The sequence below is a fragment of the Streptomyces endophytica genome, assembly GCF_026153355.1.
In the GTDB taxonomy this organism is placed as follows: domain Bacteria; phylum Actinomycetota; class Actinomycetes; order Streptomycetales; family Streptomycetaceae; genus Streptomyces; species Streptomyces endophytica.
On record NZ_CP110636.1, the window covers coordinates 6,655,077 to 6,678,182 of the forward strand.

At 71.6% G+C, this 23,106-nt stretch carries 17 protein-coding genes and 5 pseudogenes; 12 read left to right on the forward strand and 10 right to left on the reverse strand.

What is annotated here, in order from left to right; translation table 11 throughout:
- Nucleotides 1-134 precede the first annotated feature (134 nt).
- The 10 genes and pseudogenes from OJ254_RS29695 to OJ254_RS29740 all read left to right on the forward strand — a co-directional run bounded on the left by OJ254_RS29695 (nt 135) and on the right by OJ254_RS29740 (nt 9,469).
- Entirely contained in the window at nt 135-1,832 is a 1,698-nt protein-coding gene (locus OJ254_RS29695) for a nitrite/sulfite reductase (RefSeq protein WP_265364847.1), read from the forward strand.
- Nucleotides 1,833-1,863: 31 nt separating this feature from the next.
- Nucleotides 1,864-2,049 (forward strand): eL43 family ribosomal protein, encoded by a 186-nt coding sequence (locus OJ254_RS29700; RefSeq protein WP_261955086.1) that lies wholly within the window; start codon nt 1,864-1,866, stop codon nt 2,047-2,049.
- Nucleotides 2,046-2,737, forward strand: a pseudogene (locus OJ254_RS29705) (phosphoadenylyl-sulfate reductase). The gene OJ254_RS29700 and the pseudogene OJ254_RS29705 overlap by 4 nt, the downstream one beginning before the upstream one ends.
- Before the next feature lie 20 nt (nt 2,738-2,757).
- The gene (gene cysC, locus OJ254_RS29710) at nt 2,758-3,291 is read left to right on the forward strand and encodes an adenylyl-sulfate kinase (RefSeq protein WP_261955088.1); all 534 of its coding nucleotides are present in this window, start codon (nt 2,758-2,760) and stop codon (nt 3,289-3,291) included.
- Entirely contained in the window at nt 3,288-4,238 is a 951-nt protein-coding gene (cysD, locus tag OJ254_RS29715) for a sulfate adenylyltransferase subunit CysD (protein ID WP_261955089.1), read from the forward strand. The genes cysC and cysD overlap by 4 nt, the downstream gene beginning before the upstream one ends.
- Nucleotides 4,239-4,240: 2 nt before the next feature.
- A complete protein-coding gene (locus tag OJ254_RS29720) occupies nt 4,241-5,596 on the forward strand; it encodes a sulfate adenylyltransferase subunit 1 (protein ID WP_265364848.1) in 1,356 nt (451 codons plus the stop codon).
- Nucleotides 5,597-5,808: 212 nt separating this feature from the next.
- A complete protein-coding gene (locus OJ254_RS29725) occupies nt 5,809-6,918 on the forward strand; it encodes an aliphatic sulfonate ABC transporter substrate-binding protein (RefSeq protein ID WP_265364849.1) in 1,110 nt (369 codons plus the stop codon).
- A gap of 36 nt (nt 6,919-6,954) precedes the next feature.
- Nucleotides 6,955-7,760, forward strand: a pseudogene (locus tag OJ254_RS29730) (ABC transporter ATP-binding protein).
- Nucleotides 7,747-8,694, forward strand: a complete 948-nt coding sequence (locus OJ254_RS29735) for an ABC transporter permease (protein WP_265364850.1) — start codon at nt 7,747-7,749, stop codon at nt 8,692-8,694. Before OJ254_RS29730 ends, OJ254_RS29735 begins: the two are co-directional and overlap by 14 nt.
- A gap of 4 nt (nt 8,695-8,698) precedes the next feature.
- On the forward strand, nt 8,699-9,469 hold the full coding sequence (locus OJ254_RS29740) for a sirohydrochlorin chelatase (RefSeq protein WP_265364851.1): 771 nt from the start codon (nt 8,699-8,701) through the stop codon (nt 9,467-9,469).
- A gap of 163 nt (nt 9,470-9,632) precedes the next feature.
- Here OJ254_RS29740 and OJ254_RS29745 read toward each other — a convergent pair whose 3' ends face one another.
- Entirely contained in the window at nt 9,633-11,315 is a 1,683-nt protein-coding gene (locus OJ254_RS29745; RefSeq protein ID WP_265364852.1) for a glycoside hydrolase family 13 protein, read from the reverse strand.
- 406 nt (nt 11,316-11,721) lie between these two features.
- Here OJ254_RS29745 and OJ254_RS29750 point away from each other — a divergent pair, with 406 nt between their 5' ends.
- Nucleotides 11,722-12,753, forward strand: a complete 1,032-nt coding sequence (locus OJ254_RS29750; RefSeq protein ID WP_265364853.1) for a LacI family DNA-binding transcriptional regulator — start codon at nt 11,722-11,724, stop codon at nt 12,751-12,753.
- A 471-nt stretch (nt 12,754-13,224) separates the two neighbouring features.
- Here the strand turns inward: OJ254_RS29750 and OJ254_RS29755 are convergent.
- The 8 genes and pseudogenes from OJ254_RS29755 to OJ254_RS29790 form a co-directional block, all read right to left on the reverse strand.
- Nucleotides 13,225-13,962: pseudogene (locus OJ254_RS29755) on the reverse strand (glycosyltransferase family 2 protein); the annotation flags it as partial.
- Nucleotides 13,928-14,068 carry a hypothetical protein gene (locus OJ254_RS29760; protein WP_158744977.1) on the reverse strand — a complete coding sequence of 47 codons (141 nt, stop codon included), beginning with the start codon at nt 14,066-14,068 and terminating at the stop codon, nt 13,928-13,930. The pseudogene OJ254_RS29755 and the gene OJ254_RS29760, both read right to left, overlap by 35 nt.
- A gap of 63 nt (nt 14,069-14,131) precedes the next feature.
- The gene (locus tag OJ254_RS29765; RefSeq protein ID WP_265364854.1) at nt 14,132-15,709 is read right to left on the reverse strand and encodes an MFS transporter; all 1,578 of its coding nucleotides are present in this window, start codon (nt 15,707-15,709) and stop codon (nt 14,132-14,134) included.
- Complete coding sequence (locus OJ254_RS29770) at nt 15,706-16,320, reverse strand: TetR/AcrR family transcriptional regulator (protein ID WP_265364855.1); 615 nt, start codon at nt 16,318-16,320, stop codon at nt 15,706-15,708. Before OJ254_RS29770 ends, OJ254_RS29765 begins: the two co-directional genes overlap by 4 nt.
- Nucleotides 16,321-16,451: 131 nt before the next feature.
- Nucleotides 16,452-17,659: pseudogene (locus tag OJ254_RS29775) on the reverse strand (S8 family peptidase).
- 352 nt (nt 17,660-18,011) lie between these two features.
- The gene (locus tag OJ254_RS29780; protein ID WP_423836048.1) at nt 18,012-19,325 is read right to left on the reverse strand and encodes an ABC transporter substrate-binding protein; all 1,314 of its coding nucleotides are present in this window, start codon (nt 19,323-19,325) and stop codon (nt 18,012-18,014) included.
- Between the two features lie 14 nt (nt 19,326-19,339).
- On the reverse strand, nt 19,340-20,179 hold the full coding sequence (locus OJ254_RS29785; RefSeq protein WP_265364857.1) for a carbohydrate ABC transporter permease: 840 nt from the start codon (nt 20,177-20,179) through the stop codon (nt 19,340-19,342).
- Entirely contained in the window at nt 20,176-21,120 is a 945-nt protein-coding gene (locus OJ254_RS29790; RefSeq protein ID WP_265364858.1) for a carbohydrate ABC transporter permease, read from the reverse strand. The genes OJ254_RS29785 and OJ254_RS29790 overlap by 4 nt, the downstream gene beginning before the upstream one ends.
- Nucleotides 21,121-21,304: 184 nt before the next feature.
- On the opposite strand from OJ254_RS29790, the gene OJ254_RS29795 reads away from it, so the two are divergent.
- Nucleotides 21,305-22,195, forward strand: a complete 891-nt coding sequence (locus tag OJ254_RS29795; RefSeq protein ID WP_265364859.1) for an aminoglycoside phosphotransferase family protein — start codon at nt 21,305-21,307, stop codon at nt 22,193-22,195.
- A gap of 82 nt (nt 22,196-22,277) precedes the next feature.
- Here the strand turns inward: OJ254_RS29795 and OJ254_RS29800 are convergent.
- Nucleotides 22,278-22,996: pseudogene (locus OJ254_RS29800) on the reverse strand (exonuclease domain-containing protein).
- Between the last annotated feature and the right edge of the window lie 110 nt (nt 22,997-23,106).

The window sequence follows — 23,106 nt, forward strand, 5'->3', positions numbered from 1 at the left end:
CCGGAACCCCCCCTTGACCCGCAGCTGTCGCCGACGCGTTGCCCACGCGCCGCGCTTCGGTGTGTCTGCGCAGGTCAGCCTGGGCGTCCGGCGCCGGTCCCGATCCCCCCGCCCGCCCAGAAGGACGTACACCCATGGCCGCCTCCCCCGACCGACCCGCAGCCGCTTCGACCCGCCGCAAGGCCGGACGCCACCGCGGCGAGGGCCAGTGGGCCGTAGGTCATTTCACGCCGCTCAACGGAAACGAGCAGTTCAAGAAGGACGACGACGGTCTCAATGTGCGGACACGCATTGAGACGATCTACTCCAAGGCCGGTTTCGACTCGATCGACCCCAACGACCTGCGCGGGCGCATGCGTTGGTGGGGCCTGTACACCCAGCGCAAGCCCGGGATCGACGGCGGCAAGACCGCGATCCTGGAGCCGGAGGAGCTGGACGACAGGTACTTCATGCTGCGGGTCCGGGTCGACGGCGGCCGGCTGACGGTGGCCCAGCTCCGGGCCATCGGCGAGGTCTCCGAGCAGTACGCCCGCGGCACCGCGGACATCACCGACCGGCAGAACATCCAGCTGCACTGGATCCGGATCGAGGACGTCCCCGCCATCTGGGAGAAGCTGGAGGGCGTCGGGCTGTCCACGACCGAGGCCTGCGGCGACTGCCCGCGCGTGATCATCGGCTCCCCGGTGGCCGGTATCGCCGAGGACGAGATCATCGACGGCACCCCGGCCGTGGAGGAGATCCACGAGCGCTACATCGGCAGCAAGGAGTTCTCCAACCTGCCGCGCAAGTTCAAGACCGCGATCTCCGGCTCCCCGGTCCAGGACGTGGTCCACGAGATCAACGACGTGGCGTTCGTCGGCGTCGTCCACCCCGAGCACGGTCCGGGCTTCGACCTGTGGGTCGGCGGCGGGCTCTCCACCAACCCCAAGCTCGCCCAGCGACTGGGCACCTGGGTCCCGCTGGACGAGGTCGCGGACGTCTGGGCCGGCGTCGTCGGCATCTTCCGCGACTACGGCTACCGCCGGCTGCGCAACCGCGCCCGGCTGAAGTTCCTGGTGGCCGACTGGGGAATCGAGAAGTTCCGCCAGGTGCTGGAGGACGAGTACCTGAACCGGAAGCTGATCGACGGCCCGGCGCCCGAGGAGCCCGTCCACAAGTGGCGCGACCACGTCGGCGTGCACCGGCAGCAGGACGGCCGCTTCTATGTGGGCTTCGCGCCGCGCGTCGGCCGGGTCGACGGCACCACCCTCACCAAGATCGCCGAACTCGCCGCCGCGCACGGCTCGGACCGCCTGCGCACCACCGTCGAGCAGAAGATGATCATCCTCGACGTCGAGCAGGACCAGGTCGACGCGCTGGTCGCGGGCCTGGAGGCGCTGGACTTCCAGGTCAACCCCTCGCCGTTCCGCCGCGGCACGATGGCCTGCACCGGCATCGAGTTCTGCAAGCTGGCGATCGTGGAGACCAAGGGCCGCGGCGCGTCCCTGATCGACGAACTGGAGCGCCGTCTCCCGGACTTCGACGAGCCGCTGACCATCAACCTCAACGGCTGCCCCAACGCCTGCGCCCGCATCCAGGTCGCGGACATCGGCCTCAAGGGCCAGCTGGTCCTGGACGACGACGGCAACCAGGTCGAGGGCTACCAGGTGCACCTGGGCGGCGCCCTGGGCCTGGAGGCCGGCTTCGGCCGCAAGGTCCGCGGCCTGAAGGTCACCGCCGACGAGCTCCCCGACTACGTCGAGCGGGTGCTGCGCAACTTCCAGGAGCAGCGCGAGGACGGCGAGCGCTTCGCCACCTGGGCCGCCCGGGCGGAAGAGGGTGCGCTGAAGTGAGCGGACGCCACACGGCCGAGCGGGAGGCACAGTGAGCGAGCGAGCGGCGCCGTTCTTCTGCCCGTACTGCGGGGACGAGGACCTGCGGCCCTCCGAGGAGGGCCACGGGTCGTGGGAATGCCGGTCCTGCAGCCGCGCGTTCCGGCTGACGTTCCGGGGCCTGCTGGCCCCCGGGACGTCCGCCAACTCCCCTGCCACTGACGGAGGTACATCGTGACCACCGCTACCGATCTTCAGCAGCTCGCCGAACAGGCGGGCCGCGACCTGGAGGACGCCTCCGCCCTGGAGATCCTCACCTGGGCCGCCGAGACCTTCGGTCCGCGCTTCTGCGTCACCTCCTCGATGGAGGACGCGGTCGTCGCGCACCTGGCCTCGCGGGCCTTCCCGGGCGTGGACGTGGTCTTCCTGGACACCGGCTACCACTTCCCCGAGACGATCGGGACCCGCGACGCGGTCGCCGAGGTGATGGACGTCAACGTCATCACCCTGACGCCGCGTCAGACGGTGGCCGAGCAGGACGCCGAGTACGGGCCGAAGCTGCACGACCGCGACCCGGACCTGTGCTGCGCGCTGCGCAAGGTCAAGCCGCTCGAAGCGGGTCTGACCGGGTACGACGCCTGGGCGACCGGGCTGCGCCGGGACGAGTCGCCGACCCGGGCGAACACCCCGGTCGTCGGCTGGGACCCCAAGCGGCGGAAGGTGAAGGTCTCACCGATCGCCCGCTGGACGCAGGCCGACGTGGACGCGTACGTGGCCGAGCACGGTGTGCTCACCAACCGCTGCTGATGGACGGCTACGCCTCCGTCGGCTGCGCGCCCTGCACCCGGCGGGTGCTGGAGGGCGAGGACGCCAGGGCCGGCCGCTGGGCCGGGAGCAACAAGACCGAGTGCGGGCTGCACGGATGACGACGCATCAGGAGATATCCATGACGGGCGCCACGATCTGGCTGACCGGTCTGCCGAGCGCGGGCAAGACGACCCTCGCGCACGAGCTGGCCGGGAAGCTGCGCGGCGAGGGCCACCGCGTCGAGGTGCTCGACGGTGACGAGATCCGCGAGTTCCTCTCCGCGGGCCTGGGCTTCACCCGCGAGGACCGGCACACCAACGTCCAGCGGATCGGCTTCGTCGCCGAACTGCTGGCCAGCAACGGCGTCAAGGCGCTGGTGCCGGTGATCGCGCCGTACGCGGACAGCCGCGAGGCGGTGCGCGGGCGCCACCAGAAGGAGGGCACCGCGTACCTGGAGGTGCACGTGGCGACCCCGGTCGAGGTGTGCTCCGAGCGCGATGTGAAGGGCCTGTACGCCAAGCAGGCGGCGGGCGAGATCTCCGGGCTGACCGGCGTCGACGACCCGTACGAGGCTCCCGAGTCGCCCGATCTGCGCATCGAGTCGCACACCCAGACCGTGCAGGAGTCCGCCGCGGCGCTGTACGAGCTGCTCACCGAAAGGGGACTGGCGTGACCACGGCTGCTTCCATCACCGAGACCGGCCCGGGGCACGAGGGCGACTCGCCGTACGCGCTGTCGCACCTGGACGCGCTGGAGTCCGAGGCGGTGCACATCTTCCGCGAGGTGGCGGGCGAGTTCGAGCGGCCGGTGATCCTGTTCTCCGGCGGCAAGGACTCCATCGTCATGCTGCACCTGGCGCTGAAGGCGTTCGCGCCGGCCGCGGTGCCCTTCTCGCTGCTGCACGTCGACACCGGGCACAACTTCCCCGAGGTCCTCGACTACCGCGACCGCACCGTCGAGCGGCACGGGCTGCGGCTGCACGTGGCCTCGGTACAGGACTTCATCGACCGCGGTGAGCTGCGCGAACGCCCCGACGGCACGCGCAACCCGCTGCAGACCGTGCCGCTGCTGGACGCCATCGAGAAGAACCGCTTCGACGCGGTCTTCGGCGGCGGCCGCCGGGACGAGGAGAAGGCGCGCGCCAAGGAGCGGGTGTTCTCGCTGCGCGACGAGTTCGGCGGCTGGGACCCGCGCCGGCAGCGCCCGGAGCTGTGGCAGCTGTACAACGGCCGGCACTCGCCCGGTGAGCACGTCCGGGTCTTCCCGCTGTCCAACTGGACCGAGCTGGACGTCTGGCAGTACATCGCCCGCGAGAAGATCGAACTGCCCGCCATCTACTACGCCCACGAGCGCGAGGTCTTCGCCCGCAGCGGCATGTGGCTGGCGCCGGGCGAATGGGGCGGCCCGAAGGACGGCGAGACGGTCGAGACCCGTCTGGTGCGCTACCGCACCGTCGGCGACATGTCCTGCACCGGTGCGGTCGATTCCGACGCCGCCACCATCGAGGCCGTGATCGCGGAGATCGCCGCGTCCCGGCTGACCGAGCGGGGCGCGACGAGGGCCGACGACAAGATGTCCGAGGCCGCCATGGAGGACCGCAAGCGCGAGGGGTACTTCTAACCATGAGCACCACCAATGCTGTTGACGGCGTCGTGGACGCCGGCGCCACCTCGCTGCTGCGCTTCGCCACCGCCGGTTCCGTCGACGACGGCAAGTCCACGCTGGTGGGCCGGCTGCTGCACGACTCCAAGTCGGTGCTGGCCGACCAGCTGGAGGCCGTCGAGCGCGCGTCGCTGGGCCGCGGGCAGGAGACGCCGGACCTGGCGCTGCTGACCGACGGGCTGCGCGCCGAGCGCGAGCAGGGCATCACCATCGACGTCGCCTACCGCTACTTCGCCACGCCGCGCCGCCGGTTCATCCTGGCGGACACCCCGGGGCACGTGCAGTACACCCGCAACATGGTCACCGGCGCCTCCACCGCCGAGCTGGCCGTGGTGCTGGTCGACGCCCGCAACGGCGTGGTCGAGCAGACCCGCCGGCACGCCGCGGTCGCCGCCCTGCTGCGCGTCCCGCACGTCGTCCTGGCCGTCAACAAGATGGACCTGGTCGGCTACGAGGAGTCCGTCTTCGCCGCGATCGCCGAGGAGTTCACGACCTACGCGGGCTCGCTGGGCGTCCCGGAGATCACCGCGATCCCGATCTCCGCGCTGGCCGGTGACAACGTCGTGACCCCGTCGGCCAACATGGACTGGTACGGCGGCCCGACGGTGCTGGAGCACCTGGAGACCGTGCCGGTGGTCGCCGATCCGTCGGACGACCCGGCGCGCTTCCCGGTGCAGTACGTGATCCGGCCGCAGACCGCCGAGCACCCCGACTACCGCGGCTACGCGGGCCAGATCGCCGCCGGTGTGCTGCGCGTCGGCGATGCGGTGACCGTGCTGCCCTCGGGCCGTACGAGCACGATCGAGGGGATCGACGCGCTCGGAGAGGCCGTGGACGTCGCCTGGGCGCCGCAGTCGGTGACCGTGCGGCTCGCCGACGACATCGACGTCTCGCGCGGTGATCTGATCGCCCCGTCCGCGACCGCGCCGGCCGTCACGCAGGACATCGAGGCGACCGTGTGCCACGTGGCGGACCGTCCGCTGACCGTCGGACAGCGGGTGCTGCTCAAGCACACCACCCGCACCGTCAAGGCGATCGTCAAGGACATCCCGTCGCGGCTGACGCTGGACGACCTCTCGCAGCACCCGGCGCCCGGTGAGCTGGCCGCCAACGACATCGGCCGGGTGGTGGTCCGGACGGCCGAGGCGCTGGCCCTGGACGCGTACGCGGACTCCCGGCGCACCGGTTCGTTCCTGCTGATCGACCCGGCGGACGGCACGACGCTGACCGCGGGGATGGCGGGCACCGCGTTCGCGGAGGCGGCCGCCGAGGCTGCGCCGGCCGCGGCGACGGACGACGACGGATGGGACTTCTGAACATGCTGAACGACGTGTTCTCGACCTTCGCCAAGGAGGGCGGCCGCATCGGCAGCGGCGCCCTGGGGAGCGGACAGGGCGGAGTCGGCCGATGTGTGTGCTGACGATGCTCGACTCCGTACCCCCCACGCCTCCTTTCCGAAGATCCACCGCACCGCCGGGCGCGCCCTAGAGGGCGCGTAGTCCCCGGCCCTCCGAGAGGAACCACCTCCGTGTCTGCCGTTCGACACCGCCTGCTGGCGGCCGCCGTCTCCGTCCCCGTGCTGATCGGCGCGCTGGGCGCCTGCGGTTACGGTTCCGAGGCCAAGAAGGACACCTCCGCCCAGGTCGCCCCCAAGGGGCCCAAGACCGACGGGCTCGATCAGATCAAGCTCGGCTTCTTCGGCAACACCACTCACGCCACCCCCCTGATCGGCCTCCAGAACGGCCGGTTCCAGAAGGAACTGGGCGGCACCGAGGTGAAGACCTCCCTCTTCAACGCGGGCCCCGCCGAGATCGAGGCGCTCAACTCGGGCGCGATCGACATCGGCTGGATCGGCCCCTCCCCCGCCATCAACGGCTACGCCAAGTCGCACGGCAAGAGCCTGAAGATCATCTCCGGTTCGGCGTCCGGCGGTGTCTCGCTCGTCGTCAACCCCAAGAAGGTCAAGGGCCTCGGCGACCTCAAGGGCAAGACGATCGCTACCCCGCAGCTGGGCAACACCCAGGACGTGGCGCTGCTCAACTTCCTCTCGGACAAGGGCTACAAGGTCGACGCCACCACCGGCAAGGGTGACGTCACCGTCCAGCGCACCGACAACAAGGTGACCCCGACCGCCTTCGAGCAGGGTTCGATCGACGGTGCCTGGGTGCCCGAGCCGACCGCCTCCAAGCTCGTCGCGGCGGGCGGCAAGGCCATCCTGGACGAGAAGACGCTGTGGAAGGACGGCAAGTTCGTCATCACGAACATGATCGTCTCGCAGAAGTTCCTCAAGGAGCACCCGAAGGCCGTGGAGGCGGTGCTGCGCGCCTCGGTGAAGACCAACTCCTGGATCCGGTCGCACCCGGACGAGGCGAAGAAGGCGCTCAACGCCAAGCTCGCCGAGCCGGACGTGGCCGGTAAGGCGCTGCCGGCCAACGTCCTCGACCCGGCCTTCAAGAACGTCGACATCACCGACGACCCGCTGGCCGCCACCCTCCAGGAGGAGGCCGACCACGCCGTCAAGGCGGGCCTGCTGAAGAAGCCGGACCTCAAGGGCATCTACGACCTCACGCTGCTGAACAAGGTCCTCAAGTCCGAGGGCAAGCAGCCGGTCGACGACGCCGGTCTCGGCACCAAGTAAGCCCGTAGCACCGCATTCCCCCAGGAGGTGACACCGATGACGACACCCACGCTCACCAAGCAGCAGCCCGCCACGGCGGACCCGGGCACCACCGTGCCGTACGCGGCTCGCATCGATCACGTTTCGAAGTCGTTCGGCCGCCCGGCGCCCAGCAGCACGTGCTGGACGACATCGACATCGAGGTGGCACCCGGCGAGTTCGTCTGCCTCCTGGGGGCGTCCGGCTGCGGCAAGTCCACCCTGCTGAACCTCGTGGCCGGTCTGGACGCGCCGTCCGCGGGCCGCATCGAGACGCCGGGCGGCCGACCGGCCCTGATGTTCCAGGAACACGCGCTGTTCCCGTGGCTGACCGCGGGCCGCAACATCGAACTGGCGCTGCGGCTGCGCGGGGTGCCGCGGGCCGAGCGCCGCGACGAGGCCGAGCGGCTGCTCGAACTCGTCCGCCTCAAGGGCGCCTACGGCAAGCGGGTGCACGAGCTGTCCGGCGGCATGCGCCAGCGGGTGGCGATGGCCCGGGCGCTCGCCCAGGACAGCCAACTGCTGCTGATGGACGAGCCGTTCGCCGCGCTGGACGCCATCACCCGGGACGTGCTGCACGACGAGCTGACCCGCGTCTGGCAGGAGACGCAGCTGTCGGTCCTGTTCGTCACGCACAACGTCCGCGAGGCGGTGCGGCTGGCGGAGCGGGTGGTGCTGCTGTCCTCCCGTCCGGGCCGGGTCGCCCGCGAATGGCAGGTGGACATCCCGCAGCCGCGGCGCATCGAGGACGCCGCGGTCGCCGACCTGTCCATCGAGATCACCGAACAGCTCCGTGGGGAGATCCGCCGCCATGGCCAGCACTGAGACCCAGGCCGAGTCCACGACCCCCCGGACCGGCAACGACCCGGCCGCCTCCGGCACCGCTGCGAAGGGCGGTGACGCCGCGGACCTCGCAGGTCTGGAGGCCGGGCTCGACGCCCTGGAATCCAGTGTCGTGCACCGGCAGCCCTGGCTGCGGACGGTCGTGTCGAAGGCGGTCCCGCCGGTCGTCGCGATCGCCATCGTGCTGGCGCTGTGGCAGCTCGCCTACCACTTCCAGCTCAAGCCGCACTACCTGCTGCCCAGTCCCGTCGACGTCGGGCGCTCGCTCCAGCAGAAGTGGCTGGAGGGCACGCTGCTGGGCTTCGTGTGGACCAGCATCTCGCGCGGTGCGCTGGGCTTCGTGGCCTCGGTCGCCATCGGTACGGTGCTCGGGCTGATCGTCGCCCAGGTCAAGGCCGTCCGGGCCGCGATCGGGCCGATCCTGAGCGGTCTGCAGTCGCTGCCGTCGGTGGCCTGGGTGCCGGCCGCGATCATCTGGTTCGGGCTGAGCGACGCCACGATCTACGCGGTGGTGCTGCTCGGCGCCGTCCCCTCCATCGCCAACGGCCTGGTGGCCGGCGTCGACCAGATCTCGCCGCTCTACCTGCGCGCCGGCCGCACCATCGGCGCGACGGGGCTGGCCGGGGTGCGGCACGTGCTGCTGCCGGCCGCGCTGCCGGGCTACCTGGCGGGCCTGAAGCAGGGCTGGGCGTTCTCCTGGCGTTCGCTGATGGCCGCCGAGCTGATCGTCAACGCGCCCGATCTGGGCACCGGTCTGGGCCAGCTGCTGGAGCAGGGCCGGGAGCTGCAGGACATGTCCTGGGTGCTCGCGGCGATCTTCCTCATCCTCGTCGTCGGCATCGGCATCGAGCTGCTGATCTTCGCGCCGATCGAGCGGCGGGTGCTGCGCAGCCGCGGTCTCCTCGTCAAGAACTGATCCCATGAGCGCACGTCCCACTCTCCTCGTCATCGCCCACGGCAGCCGCGACCCGCGGCACGCGGCGACCGTCGCCGCGCTCTGCGCGCGCGTCCGGTCGCTGCGGCCCGGGCTGCGCGTCGAGGTCGGCCACCTCGACTTCAACGCGCCCCGGGTCCCGCGGGTGCTGGAGCGGCTGGCGGCCGAGGGAGAGCAGGAAGTGGTGGCGCTGCCGCTGCTGCTGACCCGGGCGTTCCACGCGAAGTCCGACATCCCGGCGGTGCTGCGTGAGGCGGCCGCCCGGCTGCCCCTGCTGAACATCCGTCAGGCCGAGGTGCTCGGCCCGTCCACCCTTCTGACCGCCGCGCTGGAGCGCCGGCTGGCGGAGGCCGGGCTGCGGCCCGGAGACCGTCGCTCGACCGGGGTCGTACTGGCCTCGGCGGGCTCCTCAGACCCGGAGGCGATCGCAGTGATCGCTGAAATCGCGCGGGAGTGGCGGCGCACCGCTGGTTGGTGTGCCGTGCGACCTGCGTTCGCCTCCGCATCCCTGCCCCGCACGGCCGATGCCGTGCGGGCCCTGCGGGCCGAGGGCGTGGCGCGGGTGGCCGTCGCCCCCTACGTCATCGCCCCCGGCTTTCTGCCGGACCGGATCGCGGCCGGCGCCCGGGAGGCCCGGGCGGACGTCCTCGCGCCGGTCCTGGGCGACGCCCCCGAGCTGGCCCGGCTGCTGCTGCGCCGCTACGACCAGTCGGTGGTGGCCGGGACCCGCGGCGATCTGTCGTCCCTGATCGCCTGAGGGCCTCGCGTCGCGGGGTGGGGTGGGGTGGGGGTGCCGGGAATACCCCCTCGTCCGTCGAGTTGAGGTCTGCAAGGGGCGTCCGCATCCCCTACGGGATCCGTTCGCCCCTCCCCTACGGGTACCCAGGCCCCCGGTGGGCCACCGGTCCGGGCACCCGGGCTCAGCCGGCCGTCCGTACCCAGGCCGTCGTCCACGGCGGCAGCCGGTCGCCGTGCAACGGCGCGGAGGACAGCAGCAGTTCACCGTCGGGCAACGGCCGGGCGGCGTCCGAGAGGTTGGTCAGGCACTCCCAGCCGCCGGAACGGCGGAAGTGCAGCAACCCGCCGGCCACCGCTTCGGGGCCGCCGATCCACTCCAGCTCCTCGTCGGCGAGCAGCCCGCGGCGGATGCGCAACGCGGCGCGGTAGAGCTCCAGGGGCGCGGCCGGATCGCCCTGTTGGGCCTCGACGGACAGCTCGCCCCAGCCCGGCGGCTGCGGCAGCCAGGACCCGCCGGCACCGAAGCCGTACGAGCTTCCCCCGCGCCGCCAGGGCAGCGGCACCCGGCAGCCGTCCCTGCCCTTGGAACGGCCGCGGCTGCGGGTCCACACCGGGTCCCGCAGGGCCTCGCGGGGCAGGTCGGCGACCTCGGGCAGGCCGAGTTCCTCGCCCTGGTAGACGTAGCCGGCGCCGGGCAGCGCCAGCATCAGAAGGGTGGCGGCGAGCGCCCGGCGCAGGCCGAACTCCCGGTCCACGACCGGCCGCTGGCCGTCGGCGAGCAGCCAGGACTCCTCGTCGCAGCCGTCCGGGAGGCCGTGCCGGGAGGCGTGCCGGATCACGTCGTGGTTGGAGAGCACCCAGGTCGCGGTCGCGCCGGCCGCCCGGGCGTCGGCGAGTGCGGTGTCGATGGACGACCGGAGCTCCCCGGCGTGCAGCGATGCCCTGAGGAAGTCGAAGTTGAACGCCTGGCCGAGCTCCTGCGGGGTGGCGTAGGCGGTGCGCCGGGAGTTGCGCACCCAGGCCTCGGCGACCGCGACCCGCGGCGGGTCGTACTCGTTGAAGACCTTGCGCCAGTCGCGGAAGATCTCGTGCACCTCGTCGCGGTCCCAGAAGGGGTGGCTGCCGTCCTCGGGCAGGTCGTCCGGTTGGTAGCTCTCGACGGTGCCGATGTCGCGGAGCGGCGCCGCCAGGTCCTTGGCGAGGCCGTGCGCCACGTCGACCCGGAAGCCGTCCACGCCGCGGTCGGACCAGAAGCGCAGGGTCGTCCGGAACTCCGCCCGGACCTCGGGGTTGTCCCAGTTGAAGTCGGGCTGCTGCGGGGCGAAGAGGTGGAGGTACCACCAGCCGTCGGGCAGCCGGGTCCAGGCCGGGCCGCCGAAGCAGGAGACCCAGTCGGTGGGCGGCTGCTCGCCGTGTGCGCCCTTGCCCTCCCGGAAGACGTAGCGCTCCCGCGCGGCGGATCCGGGGCCGGCCCGCAGCGCCTCCTGGAACCAGACGTGCTGGTCGGAGGAGTGGTTGGGCACGATGTCGACCATCACCCTGAGGCCGAGGCGGTGCGCCTCGGTGACCATCGCGTCGAAGTCGTCGAGGGTACCGAGCCGCGGGTCGACGTCGCGGTAGTCGGCGACGTCGTAGCCGCCGTCGGCCAGTTCGGAGGGGTAGAAGGGGCTCAGCCAGACGGCGTCCACCCCCAGGTCGGCGAGGTGGCCGAGCCGGGAGGTCACACCGGGGAGGTCGCCGATGCCGTCGCCGTCGGAGTCGGCGAAGCTGCGCGGGTACACCTGGTAGACGACGGCCTGCCGCCACCAGTCGCGGCTGCTGCGGCCGGCCGTTCCGGGGTCCGGGCCGAGGTGCTGTGCGGTCACGTGGCTGCCTTTCGGTACGGGGTTTCACCGGGTGGTCGACGGCCGGGACGGTGCGTCGCCCGACCGCCCCTTCGGTCATGCCCGAGACGATCGGGCGGCGGGTCCGAGATTGCGGGACAGGTGAGCGTGGCCGGGGTACGCGGGGGGGGTGGGCGGCCCGGGGCAGCAAGCTGCCCAAGGGCTTGCCTGCGCAACCGCTGGTGAGCCCGACTCCCGCGGCGAGGCCGCCGCGAGCAGGGTTCCGCGGCTCAAGGCCATGAGTGCTCCTCACGTCTTGACTGTCTTCATGACAGCGCTTGCAGGCTAGAAGTGGGCTCGTTGTCAGGTCAACGGCCGATGCACCGGAGATTCCCCAAATGATCTCCCTGCCAGCGCTGTCATCGCCCGTCTGTGCTAGCGTCCCGCCATGTCCTCAGCTCGCAGCGAGGCCACGATGGCCGATGTGGCCCATCGGGCGGGGGTTTCGGTGTCGACCGTCTCGCGCACCCTGCGCGGCCTGTCGACCGTGTCGGAGACCACCCGGGCCCGGGTGGAGGCGGCGGCCCGCGAGCTCTCCTTCGCCATCACCCGCAGCGCCTCCAGTCTGGTCACCGGCCGCACCGGCCGGGTGGCCGTCCTGATGCCTCACCTGGAGTCGTGGTTCCTGAGCGCGACCCTGTCCGGAATGGCCCCGGCCCTGCGCGACGCCGGCCTCGAACTGCTGGTCTACAGCGTGACCGACGTCCAGGAACGCGCCGATTTCTTCGACCGGTTGCCCGCCCGCCGCAACGCCGACGCCCTCCTGGTGGTGAGCTTCGCGCTCTCCCCCGCCGAACGCACCCGCCTCGACGACCTGGGCATGCCGCTGGTCTTCGTCAGCCAGCACGCCCCCGGCCGGCCCAGCGTCTACGTGGACGACGAGGAGGCCGCCCTGCGCGGCACCCGCCATCTGCTCAACCTCGGGCACCGGCGGATCGCCTTCCTCCAGACCGCCGACGAGACGGGCTTCGCCTGGAGCAGCAAGAACCGGCTCGCCGGCCATCTGCGCGCCCTCACCGAGGCGGGCGTCGAGCACGACGACGACCTCGTCATGAGCGTGCCCGGCTGGAAGGGCAGCGGTATGGCCGCCGCGGTGGGCCGCCTGCTGAGCCTGCAGGCCCCGCCGACCGCACTCTTCACCGAAACCGACGACCTGGCTTTCCGCCTCCTGGCCGCCCTCCGCGAGGCCAACATCCCGGTCCCCGGCCGGGTTTCCGTCATGGGCTTCGACGACCACGTCATGTCCGGCCTCATGGGCCTGACCACCCTCGCCCAACCCGCCGCCGAACTGGGCCGCACCGCGGTCCGCCTGACCCGCTCGGTCCTCGACGACACCGACGGCGACCCCCAACGCCACATCATCCTCCCCACCGAACTCGTCCCCCGCCGCACCACGGCACCACCACCGGCGGAGCGTTAGCGCACCAAGCGCACGGGGGCGCGTCCGCCGGCGACGGGTGAGGGCGTGAAGCGGGCCGGGACGCGTCCCGCCAGGTGCAGATGCCCGACGCCTCCGGCTTCCGCCGCTATCCGGCGCCGGCCGGAGCCGTTCGTACCGTCGTCCGCCCCCTCGGTGTGTCGGCTCGGCCCTTTTCGTACACCGTGAGGCCGCGGGCCAGGTGGAGGGGACCAGGACGAGCTCGATGAGGAGGGCCTTCCAGGCGTAGACGAGGTTGACGGCCTTGGTGGCGTAGACGCAGGGGAGGTTCAACAGGACGCCGGTGAGCGGGAGTTTGCGGCGGTGGGCGGCGTAGATCAGGGGTGGGGCGGTCAGGAGCAGCTCGGCTCCGGCCCACCAGGCGAAGGTGACGGCGAGCGGCTGCCCGGTGGTCGCGGCGGTCACGAACGGGGTGGCCCACCACAGGGGTGCGGTGACGATCTCCAGGAGTGCGAGGAGCACCCAGAGGGCCAGCAGGGGTTTGTGGCGGATCAGACTCCCCAGGTGGAGGCGGACGTTCTGACAGAAGCCCGCCATCCAGCGCCAGACCTGTTTACGGAGATAGGTGAGGTCCTCCGGGTCGGCGGCGAGGGCGACGGCGTCGGAGACGTAGACCGCGCGTCTGCCGGCGATCTGCTGGGACCAGGTGTAATCCATGTCCTCGACGATGGTGCGTTCGGGGAAGCCGCCGAAGGACATCAGGTCGTCGCGGCGGAAGACCGAGCAGCAACCGGAGCAGACCATGGGGCTGTTGGCGCGGGCCTGGATGGGGCGGTGCCAGTGGAAGCCGAAGAGGTACTCCGTGGACCGGCCGCGTTCCCAGACCGTGCGGGTGTGGCGGGTGCGGACCGTACCGGCCGCGACCGAGACGGTGGGGTCGTCGAAGACGGGCGCGACGGTTTCGAGGTAGTCCGGAGCGAGGACGGTGTCCGCGTCGACGGCCAGGACGAGGTCGGTGGTGCAGTACGGAAGGGCGTAGTTCTGGGCTTTGGCCTTGCTGCCGAGGTTGCGGGGCGGACGTAAGACCGTGACGCCGTGTGACGCCGCCACCTCGCCCGTGCGGTCCGTGGAGGCGTCGTCCACGACCAGGACGCGGTCGGGCGGGACCGTTTGCCGGGCGAGTGACTCGAGTGTGGCCGGCAGGCCCTCCTCCTCATTATGAGCAGGAACGATGGCGGTGATGGTGCGCATGACGGGCTCCCCCCTTGGTGCGGATCGCGGTGATGACGACACCGGTCAGACCGATGACGCCGTAGACGATGGTGCTGATGCCGATGAACGGCAGTCCTCCGTGCATGTCACCGACGGTAGTCGGAGGGAGCGGATCGCGATTCCGGAGGGTTCCTCCTGTGGATAACTCTCAGTCAGCTGGGGCGGGTTGGGGACGCCCGGTCTGATCGGGTTGCTTCTCGGGTTCCTTCGTGGCGTTGCGGAGGGGGAGGCCCCATGCCGCCAGGACGCCGATGGCGGCGACGGCGGACAGGGCGAGGAGCGTGGCGCTCATCGCGGAGGTGAGGGTGGTCAGCATGGTCGCGAGGGCGACCCCCAGCGTCGGGCCGATGTTCATCGCGGTCTGCTGGAGTCCGCCGGCCACTCCCGCGTGCGCCACGGGGACATGGCGCACGATGACCGCCGTCGCGGTGACCATCACCGTGCCGAATCCCGCACCGAGCAGGGCGAAACCCCCGCCGATCATCAACACCGGGGAAACGGGGGTCAGTTGGGAGAGGAGGAGGATGCCGGCGGCGAGGAGGGACATGGCCGTGAGGGTGGTCCGGCGGGGGCCGTGGCGGCGCTGGATTACGGCTGAGGCGGGCGCGCTGAGCACCATCATGACGGCCAGAGGCAGTACCCGCAGACCGCTCTGGAACGGGTCCAGCCCAAGGACGTCCTGCAGGAAGTACGAGCCGACGAAGAGCGCGCCGAACAGGGCGGCGGAAGCGCACAGCAGGACGGAGAGCGCGGAGACCACGGCTCGCGAGGTGAGGACCGCCGGCGGGACGAGGGGACTCGCGGTGCGGCGTTCGTGGCGGACGAAGGCGCCGCAGGCGGCCGTTCCCACGACGGTGGTGAGCAGGGTGGCCACGGTCCAGCCGGATTGCGGAAGCGCGACGAGGGTGTGGACCAGGCACAGGAGGGCGAGGGAGAGGAGGGCGGCTCCGGGGAGGTCGAGGGGGGAGCGTGCGGGCCGGGGGGAGGTGGGCGTCGGGGGTGGGGCGGCGGCGCCCGAGGCGTCGTGAGGGTGTGGTGGCGCGGGCACGCGGGCGGCGAGGGCCAGTGCGCCGACGATCAGCGCGGGCGGCACGTTGAGGAAGAAGACGGCCCGCCAGCCGAACTGGGCGGAGAGTGCCCCGCCGAGGACCGGGCCGGCCGCGGCCGCGAGGCCGATGGCGCTGGTGCGGAGGGCCAGGGGCATGGCGAGCCGGTCCGGTGGATAGGTGGCGCGCAGCATGCCCAGGGTGGCCGGTTGCAGCAGCGCGCCGAAGACGCCTTGCGCGATGCGCAGCGCGATCACCCAGCCGATGCCGGGCGCCACTCCGATCCCCGCGGATGCGGCGCCGAAGCCCAGGATGCCGAGGGCGAAGATCCGTTGGTGGCCGTAGCGGTCGCCGAGCCGGCCGGCGAGGACGAGCAGGACGGCCACGGCGATGAGATAGCCGGTGCTGGTCCACTGGACCTGTACGAACGAGGCATGCAGGTCCCGTTGGAGGGCCGGCTGGGCGATGGTCAGTACGGTGCCGTCCAGGGCGACGATCACCGCGCCGGTGATGCTCCCGGCGAGGATGAGACGGCGGTGACGGCCGGAGGCGAGGTGGCGGGGCCCGTGGTCGCCGCGCGGGTCGGCGGGCGGATGGCTTCCGGCGTCAGCAGCACCGTGGCCCCTTGAGGAGCGACCACTGTCGCCGTGCCCTGTCGAGGAGCGCAGAGGGGCGGTCATCGGGACTCCCGTCCGAGGTGCGCGTCCAGGGTGGCGCGCAGCAGCGGTTCGATGTCGTCGGAGCCGGTGGCGAGCGGGAGGCTGCCCCATCCCCACAGCTGGGCGATGCCGTGCAGGTTCCCCCACAGGGCGCCCGCGACCACCGGGGGCGGCGTGTCCGCGGACGGCCGTATCCGGGCGATCAGGTCCACGAGTACTTGGAAGAGCGGGAGGCTGGTGTCCCGCAGGCCGAGCCGGTTGCTCTCCAACAGGTCGTGACGGAACATCAGCTCGTACATGCCGCGCTCGGACAGCGCGAAGTCGAGGTAGGTCCGGGCGAGCGAGGTGAGTCGGGCGCGGGGCGACGCATCGTTGCCGTCGAGCACCTCGGCGGTCCGGGCGGCCAGGTCGGCGAAGCCCCGACGGGCGATCGCGGAGAGCAGGTCGAGGTGCGTCGGGAAGTAGCGGCGCGGGGCGCCGTGCGAAACCCCTGCCCGGCGGGCGATCTCCCGCAGTGACAGCGCTTGCACGCCCTCGCCGGCCACCAGCTCGACACCGGCCTCGACCAGGCGGGCACGCAGGCCCTCGTCCGGGGCGGGTTCCTCGTTCGCGGAGTTCACAGGGGCAGGCATAGACACTGTCTACCAGGTGTTGGTAGACAGTGTCTACACGCGTCGGGCGAACGGCGGACACAACGACGCCGGCCGCCGCGCCCCGTGGGGGCGAGCGCGACGGCCGGCGTGGAGAACGGGAAGTCGAGGACTTACTCGACGACCTTCAGCAGCTTGTTGGGCGTTCCCTGACCCGGGTTGGTGATCTTGTCGGCGGTGGCGCCGTCGGTCAGCGCCTTCTCGACGTCGGCCGGCTTGGCGTCCTTGTGGCCCGCCAGGTAGACCGCGGCGGCGCCGACCACGTGCGGGGTCGCCATCGACGTGCCCGAGATGGTCTTGGTGGCGTCATCGCTGCTGTTCCAGTCCGACGTGATGTCGGAACCGGGGCGTAAATGTCCACCGCGCTACCGAAGTTGGAGAAGTCGGACTGCTCGTCCTTGTTGGTGCTGGAGGCCACCGTGATGGCCTCCTTCACGCGCGCCGGGGAGCTCTGGCTCGCGTCGCTGGACTCGTTGCCCGCCGCGACACCGAAGGTGACACCGGAGTCGATGGCCTTCTTCACGGCCGTGTCGAGCGCCTCGTCCACGCCGCCACCCAGGGACATGTTGGCGACCGAGGGGCCCTTGTGGTTCTTGGTGACCCAGTCGATGCCGGCGACGACCTGCTCGGTGGTGCCGGAGCCCTGGCCGTCCAGGACCTTGACGGCCACGATCTTGGCCTTCTTGGCGACGCCGTGCGCCTCACCGGCGATGGTGCCGGAGACGTGGGTGCCGTGGCCGTTGTCGTCCTCGGCCTTGTTGCTGCCGTCGATGGCGTTGAAGCCGTACGACGCGCGGCCACCGAAGTCCTTGTGGCTGATGTGGACGCCGGTGTCGATGACGTACGCGGTGACGCCGTCACCCGCGCTGTCGGGGTAGTTGTACTTCTTGTCGCCCTGGGTGTCCTTCTGGTCGATGCGGTCCAGGCCCCACGACGGGGGGTTGTCCTGGGTGGCGTCGATGTGGAACTTCTTGTTCTGGACGACCTTGTCGACGGCCGGGTCGGCGGCGAGGCGCTTGGCCTCCTCGGCGCTCAGGCCGTTGGCCGAGAAGCCGTCGATGGCGGAGGAGAAGGTGCGCTTCACCTTGCCGCCGTACTTGGAAGCGAGATCGCCGCTCTCGGCCGTACGGACCGACTTCTTCAGCATGACGATGTAGCTGCCGTTGACGGCGCCCTTGGCCTGGGCGCCGTAGATCTTGCCTTCGGCGGGGGCGGGCGACGCGCCCGCGGTCACCGCGGTGACGGTGGCGATACCAGTCGCGGCAACCGCGGCGGCTATCGCCGTGACGAGCCGCTTCTTGCTGGAACGCTTGTGAGCCATTGCGAGGGTTCTCCTCGTTCGTGGTGTGGGGGGAAAGCGTTGCGCCAACAGCCCTTGTACACAGGAAAATCTGCGTCGGGCTGACTCGAAACCCTGTCTGATTGGTGGATCCAATTTCAAGGGAGACCCCGTCGTGTGAGATAGGCAACAACCCGGTAAAACTGCAAAGGGGCCCAGAACTGGTCAAAGCAAGCGGCCAACTTGAAGCAAGGCGACTCAACTCCGTTTACTTTCGTGTAATGGAGGGAAACAGACGACCTCTTGCCGGAAGTCGCTCTCACCCTCCGCCGCTGCCACAACTTCGTTGAATCCGCGGCGATTTCGGGGCCATTCGACAAAAGGCCCCAGCCCCTCAGCGCTGGTACCGCGCCAGGACCAGATTGCCGTCCCTGATAAGCCGTTTGCGGAGGGTGTCGAGGTCGATCGCGCCGCTGTAGTACTCCTGCAGACCCGGGGTGGCGATCTTGTCCTTCCACTCCGGGTAGCCGCGGACGGACTGGGCCGGGGCGGAGCGCAGGGTTGCGGCGAGCGCGGTGCCGGTCGCCCAGTCGTACCGCCGCACCCGGAGCGCGGAGTTCCGTAGTGCCTCCTGGCCCGTCGGCAACATCCAGTCGCCCAGGGCCAGTCGGACCATGTTCGGCGGCCGGAGGAAGAAGTCGATGAACGCCATCGCCTCCTCCTTGTACGGGCAGTCCGCGGCGATCGACAGGGTCTGCGGGCTCACTCCCTGGTCCTGCGCCGTTCCCTCGGGGGCCGGCAGCACCGTCCAGTCGAAGCCCTTGGGGGCCTGCTGGGCGATCTGCTGGCGGTACGAGAAGCCGAGCGGCACCATCGCGTAGCGCCCGGCGAAGAAGCCGGGGAGGGTGTCGGAGCCGCCCATGCCCAGCGTCGTGCGGGCGGCGGTGCGGTCGACGTTCACCTGGTCGTGGATGACCCGCGGCACCACCTGGTCGACGGCGTCGAAGCGGACCTGCACCCTGCCGTCGGGGAGGCGGTGGAAGACCCGGCCGCCGGTGGACAGCGAGAGGTTGAGGGTGGCCGAGACCGGTTCCTTCAGCGGCCAGGCCACACCGTGGTCGGTGCCGCGGGTCAGCCGCTGGGCCGCCTCCGCGAACTCCTCCCAGGTCCAGGGCGCTTCGGGGGTGGGGAGGCGGACGCCGGAGCGGTGGAGTTTCGTGCGGTTGGCCACCAGTACCCGTGGCTCCTGGAGGAACGGGACGCCGTATATACGGCCGTCGAAGGTGGCGGTCTCCCAGCTGTGGCCGGGGATGTCCGCCTTGAGGCGGGCCGGCAGGAGGGAGGTGAGGTCGGCCAGGTCGCCACCGTAGGCGAAGTCCGCGAGGTCGTCGGAGGCGTCATGGATGATGTCCGGCGCCTCGCCGCCCTCGAAGGAGGTCAGCAGCTGGTCGTGGACGGTCGGCCAGGCCCCCTGGACGTACCGCACCTGGACGGCGGGGTGCCGGCTGTTCCACTCGGCGACCAGTTGTTCATTGGCCTTGACGGAGTCCTGCTGCCAGGCCAGCGACTGGAAGCGCAGGGTGATCCGGCCACCGGAGCCGCGCCGCGGGCGGTCGGCGGAGCAGCCCGGGAGCAGGGCCGCGGCCGGCAGCGCGGCGGCGGCCGCCAGCAGTCCCCGGCGGCTCCATCGGGCGGGGGGCCTCGGCATACGGGCGGCGGGCATCAGCTCTTCACCGCCCCGGCGAGCATGCCGCCGGTGATCCGGCGCTGGATGACGGCGAACAGCAGCAGGCCGGGGAGGGTGGCGAGCAGTGCGGCGGCGGCCAGCGGCCCGAGATCGGCGACGCCCTCCGCCCCGAGGAAGTGGGTCAGCACCACCGGGAGCGTCTGCTTTTCGGGCGACTTGAGCAGGACCAGGGCGAAGAAGAACTCGTTCCAGGCGGTGAGGAAGGCGAACAGCGCGGTGGCGACGATGCCCGGGGCGAGCAGCGGGCCGGTGACGGACCGCAGCGTACGGAGCCGGCCGGCGCCGTCGACGGCCGCCGCCTCCTCCAGTTCGCGGGGGACGGCCCGGACGTAACCGGTGAGCATCCACAGGGCGAACGGCAGCGCCCAGACCACGTAGACCAGGATCAGCCCGATCCGGGAGTCGACCAGGTGAAGTCCCTTGAGGATCAGGAACAACGGGATGATCACCAGCACCAGGGGGAACGCCTGGCTGACGACGACCCAGCCGGTGGCCGCCCGGCCGAGGCGGGTGCGGTGACGGGCGAGGACGTACGCCATCGGGGTCGCCAGCACGACGGCGAGCAGCGCGGAGACCGCCGCGGCCAGCAGGCTGTTGCCCGCGGCGGCCAGCAGCGGCTGCTGGTCGAAGGCCTGCCGGAAGTTCTCCAGGGTGGGCGCCTCGGGGATCCAGGTGGGGTGGGCGGCGGCCAGCTCGCGCGGCGGTTTGAAGGCGGTGGAGACCAGCCAGAGGAAGGGGAGGGCGAGGAAGGCGAGATAGCCGAGGAGCGCGGCGTACTGGCCGGTGCGGGTGGCGGTGCGGCGGAGTGCGGTCATCGGTCCTCGTGCCCCTTCAGCCGGCCGGCCAGACAGAGGGCCAGCAGGACGGAGATCACCGCGACCATCGCCAGGCCCATCGCGGCGGCGTACCCGAACTGCCCGTAGCGGAACGCCTCTTCGTACGCGAAGAGCATCGGCAGTCGCGTACGGCCACCGGGGCCGCCGTCGGTCAGCACGAAGACCAGGGCGAAGGAGTTGAAGTTCCAAATAAAGTTCAGGGCGGTGATGGCGAGGGCGACCGGCCGGAGGGCGGGCCAGGTGACGGTGCGGAACCGGCGCCAGGCGCCCGCGCCGTCGAGGGCCGCGGCCTCGTGCAGTTCGGGCGGCACGTTCTGCAGGCCGGCCAGCAGCGTGACCGTGGTCTGCGGCATCCCGGCCCAGACGCCGACGACGAGGACCGCGGGCAGCGCGGTGGCCAGGCCGCTGAGCCAGTCCCGTCCCTCGGCTCCGGACAGGCCGAGGCCGTGCAGGGTCTCGTTCAGCACACCGGCGTCGGGGTGGTAGATCAGCCGCCACATGATGCCGACGACGACCTCGGGCATCGCCCACGGGATGATCGCCAGCGCCCGGGCCAGCCAGCGCAGCCGGAGGTTCAGGTTGAGCAGCAGGGCCAGGCCGAGGGCGAGCAGGAACTGCGGGACGGTGACGCCGAACGCCCAGATCAGCCCGATCCGGAAGGAGTCCCAGAACAGGGAGTCGTGGAGCAGGTCGGAGAAGTTGAGCAGTCCGACGAATCCGGTGGACCGGGTCCGGCCCGACTGGGCGTCGGTGAACGCCAGGCCGATGCCGTACAGCAGCGGTCCGACGCTCAGGACCAGGATCGGGAGCAGTGCGGGCAGTACGAGGAACCAGACGCCGTGGTCGCGCCGGGGCCGGCCGGCGCGGCCGGGGCCCGCCGTGGTGGACCGCCGCGTCACCGCGGTCGGCGCTGCTGCCATCGTCCGGTCCCCCGTCCCCGTGCCTCTCCCCCGGTGGCCGCGCCCCTGTCCGGCCGCCGTCATCGTCGTGAGGCCGGCTGCCGCCGTCAAGGTCCCGGCCGGATTCCGTGCAGGGTCTCCCCACCTGGGACACCGGGGGCACCTGCGACACTGAGGGCCGGTACGCATCGCAGGAGGCAGCACCATGACCGAACCGAGCCCGGCCGCCTTCACGGAGGCGCGCGCCCGGGACGTACTCGCCGCGGCCGGGCGCCCGGAGGCGGCGGCGGACGCCCGGCTGCTCGCGCTCGGCGAGAACGCCGTCTTCGCCCTCGGCGAGCGCGGTCCGGTCGTACGGGTGGGCCGCAGCGCCGACCTCCTGGCACGCGCCGAGCGGGAACTGGCCGTGGCCGAGTGGCTGGCGGCCGAGGGCGTGCCGGCCGTGCGGGCCGCGGAGCCGGTGGCCACGCTCGTCGACGGTCATCCCGTGACGTACTGGCAGCGGCTGCCGGAGGTCGTCCGGCCGGCCGGTCCCGAGGATCTCGCCGCGCTGCTCAAGCGCGTCCACGCACTGCCGGAGCCGCCCTTCGCGCTTCCCCGCCGCGAGCTGCTCGACGGTGTCGAGCGCTGGCTGCGGCTGGCGGGTGACGCCGTATCGGCGCCGGACGCGGAGTACTTGCGCGGGCGCCGGGATGCGTTCGCGGCAGCCGCCACGGCGCTGGAGCCGCATCTGCCGCGCGGGCCGATCCACGGCGACGCGCTGACCCGCAACGTGCATGTCGGGCCCGACGGGCCGGTGCTCGTCGACCTGGAGACCTTCTCCTTCGACCTGCGGGAGCACGACCTGGTCGTGATGGCGCTGAGCCGGGACCGCTACGGCCTGGCCCCGGACGCCTACGACACCTTCGTGTCCGTCTACGGCTGGGACGTACGGGACTGGGAGGGCTGTGCCGTGCTGCGCGGGTCGCGGGAGACCGCGAGCTGCGCCTGGGTGTCCCAGCACGCGCCCGGCAACCCGGCGGCGCTGAAGGAATTCCGGCGCCGGATCGCCTCCCTGCGCGAGAAGGACGCGACGGTGCGGTGGTACCCCTTCTGACCCGGTGTCGCGGGGACCGGCGGTGCCCCGCGCCGGCCCGGCTCCGCGACGACCGGCCGTCCCCGGCCCGGCGACCGCCGGATCAGACCCTCGTCGCCTGATACGGGATCAGCGGCCAGGCCGGCTCGACTGTCGCCTCCGGGTCGGTGCGCCGCAGATACGCCTGGAAGGAGGCGGCCTGCTCGGCGGCCGCCTCTTCCTGGAGGGCGTGCAGCGCACGCGGCGACGGAAGGGCGACGGCCGGATACCGCTCGCCGATCCGCCGGGCCACCCCGGCCGCGGCCGCCGCGTCGGCGCCCGCCTCGTGTGCGCCCTCCAGCCGGACGCCGTAGTGACCGCAGAGCGCCTGCAATGCGCGGCGTCCCTTGCGGAACCGGTCCACATGCTTGTCGAGCACCAGCGGGTCGATGACCGGCGCGGGGGCGCGCCCGAGCCGCTCGGTCAGGGTCCGTACGCCGTGGCGCCGGCACTCGCGGTCCAGGAGGGAGAGGTCGTAGCGGGCGTTCATCACCACCAGGGGGTCTCCGCGCGCAGGGCCTCGGCCAGTGCCTCGGTGATCTCCTCTATCGCGGTCGCGGGCGGGCGGCCGTGCATCTGGACATATGCGGTTGAAATGCCGTGAATTGCCGCCGCTTCCTCGGGTATCGGCACTCCCGGGTCGAGCAGCCAGGTCTGCTTCCCGGCCACCCGGCCGTCCCCCTCCAGCCGGATCAGGGCGGCGGTGACGATGCGGTCCTGCTCGACGTCCGTGCCCGTGGTCTCCAGGTCGAAGCCGACCAGCAGTTCCTGATGCCAGCTCATGCCGGTACCTCACTTCGCCCTGCCCGGCACGCGCCCCGCGCGTCCCTTACCGTGCCGAGCTCGCCACGCTCGCTCATGCGGCCTCCTTCGGTGGTACTTCCCCCGTTGCT

What these genes read in the sequence shown, in the direction of transcription:
- OJ254_RS29695 (WP_265364847.1), top strand. Translation starts at nt 135, where the DNA reads ATGGCCGCCTCCCCCGACCGACCCGCAGCCGCTTCGACCCGCCGCAAG.
- cysC (WP_261955088.1), top strand. Translation starts at nt 2,758, where the DNA reads ATGACGGGCGCCACGATCTGGCTGACCGGTCTGCCGAGCGCGGGCAAG.
- OJ254_RS29720 (WP_265364848.1), top strand. Translation starts at nt 4,241, where the DNA reads ATGAGCACCACCAATGCTGTTGACGGCGTCGTGGACGCCGGCGCCACC.
- OJ254_RS29735 (WP_265364850.1), top strand. Translation starts at nt 7,747, where the DNA reads ATGGCCAGCACTGAGACCCAGGCCGAGTCCACGACCCCCCGGACCGGC.
- OJ254_RS29740 (WP_265364851.1), top strand. Translation starts at nt 8,699, where the DNA reads ATGAGCGCACGTCCCACTCTCCTCGTCATCGCCCACGGCAGCCGCGAC.
- OJ254_RS29750 (WP_265364853.1), top strand. Translation starts at nt 11,722, where the DNA reads ATGTCCTCAGCTCGCAGCGAGGCCACGATGGCCGATGTGGCCCATCGG.
- OJ254_RS29760 (WP_158744977.1), bottom strand. Translation starts at nt 14,068, where the DNA reads ATGCACGGAGGACTGCCGTTCATCGGCATCAGCACCATCGTCTACGGC.
- OJ254_RS29765 (WP_265364854.1), bottom strand. Translation starts at nt 15,709, where the DNA reads ATGACCGCCCCTCTGCGCTCCTCGACAGGGCACGGCGACAGTGGTCGC.
- OJ254_RS29770 (WP_265364855.1), bottom strand. Translation starts at nt 16,320, where the DNA reads ATGCCTGCCCCTGTGAACTCCGCGAACGAGGAACCCGCCCCGGACGAG.
- OJ254_RS29780 (WP_423836048.1), bottom strand. Translation starts at nt 19,325, where the DNA reads ATGCCGAGGCCCCCCGCCCGATGGAGCCGCCGGGGACTGCTGGCGGCC.
- OJ254_RS29785 (WP_265364857.1), bottom strand. Translation starts at nt 20,179, where the DNA reads ATGACCGCACTCCGCCGCACCGCCACCCGCACCGGCCAGTACGCCGCG.
- OJ254_RS29790 (WP_265364858.1), bottom strand. Translation starts at nt 21,120, where the DNA reads ATGGCAGCAGCGCCGACCGCGGTGACGCGGCGGTCCACCACGGCGGGC.
- OJ254_RS29795 (WP_265364859.1), top strand. Translation starts at nt 21,305, where the DNA reads ATGACCGAACCGAGCCCGGCCGCCTTCACGGAGGCGCGCGCCCGGGAC.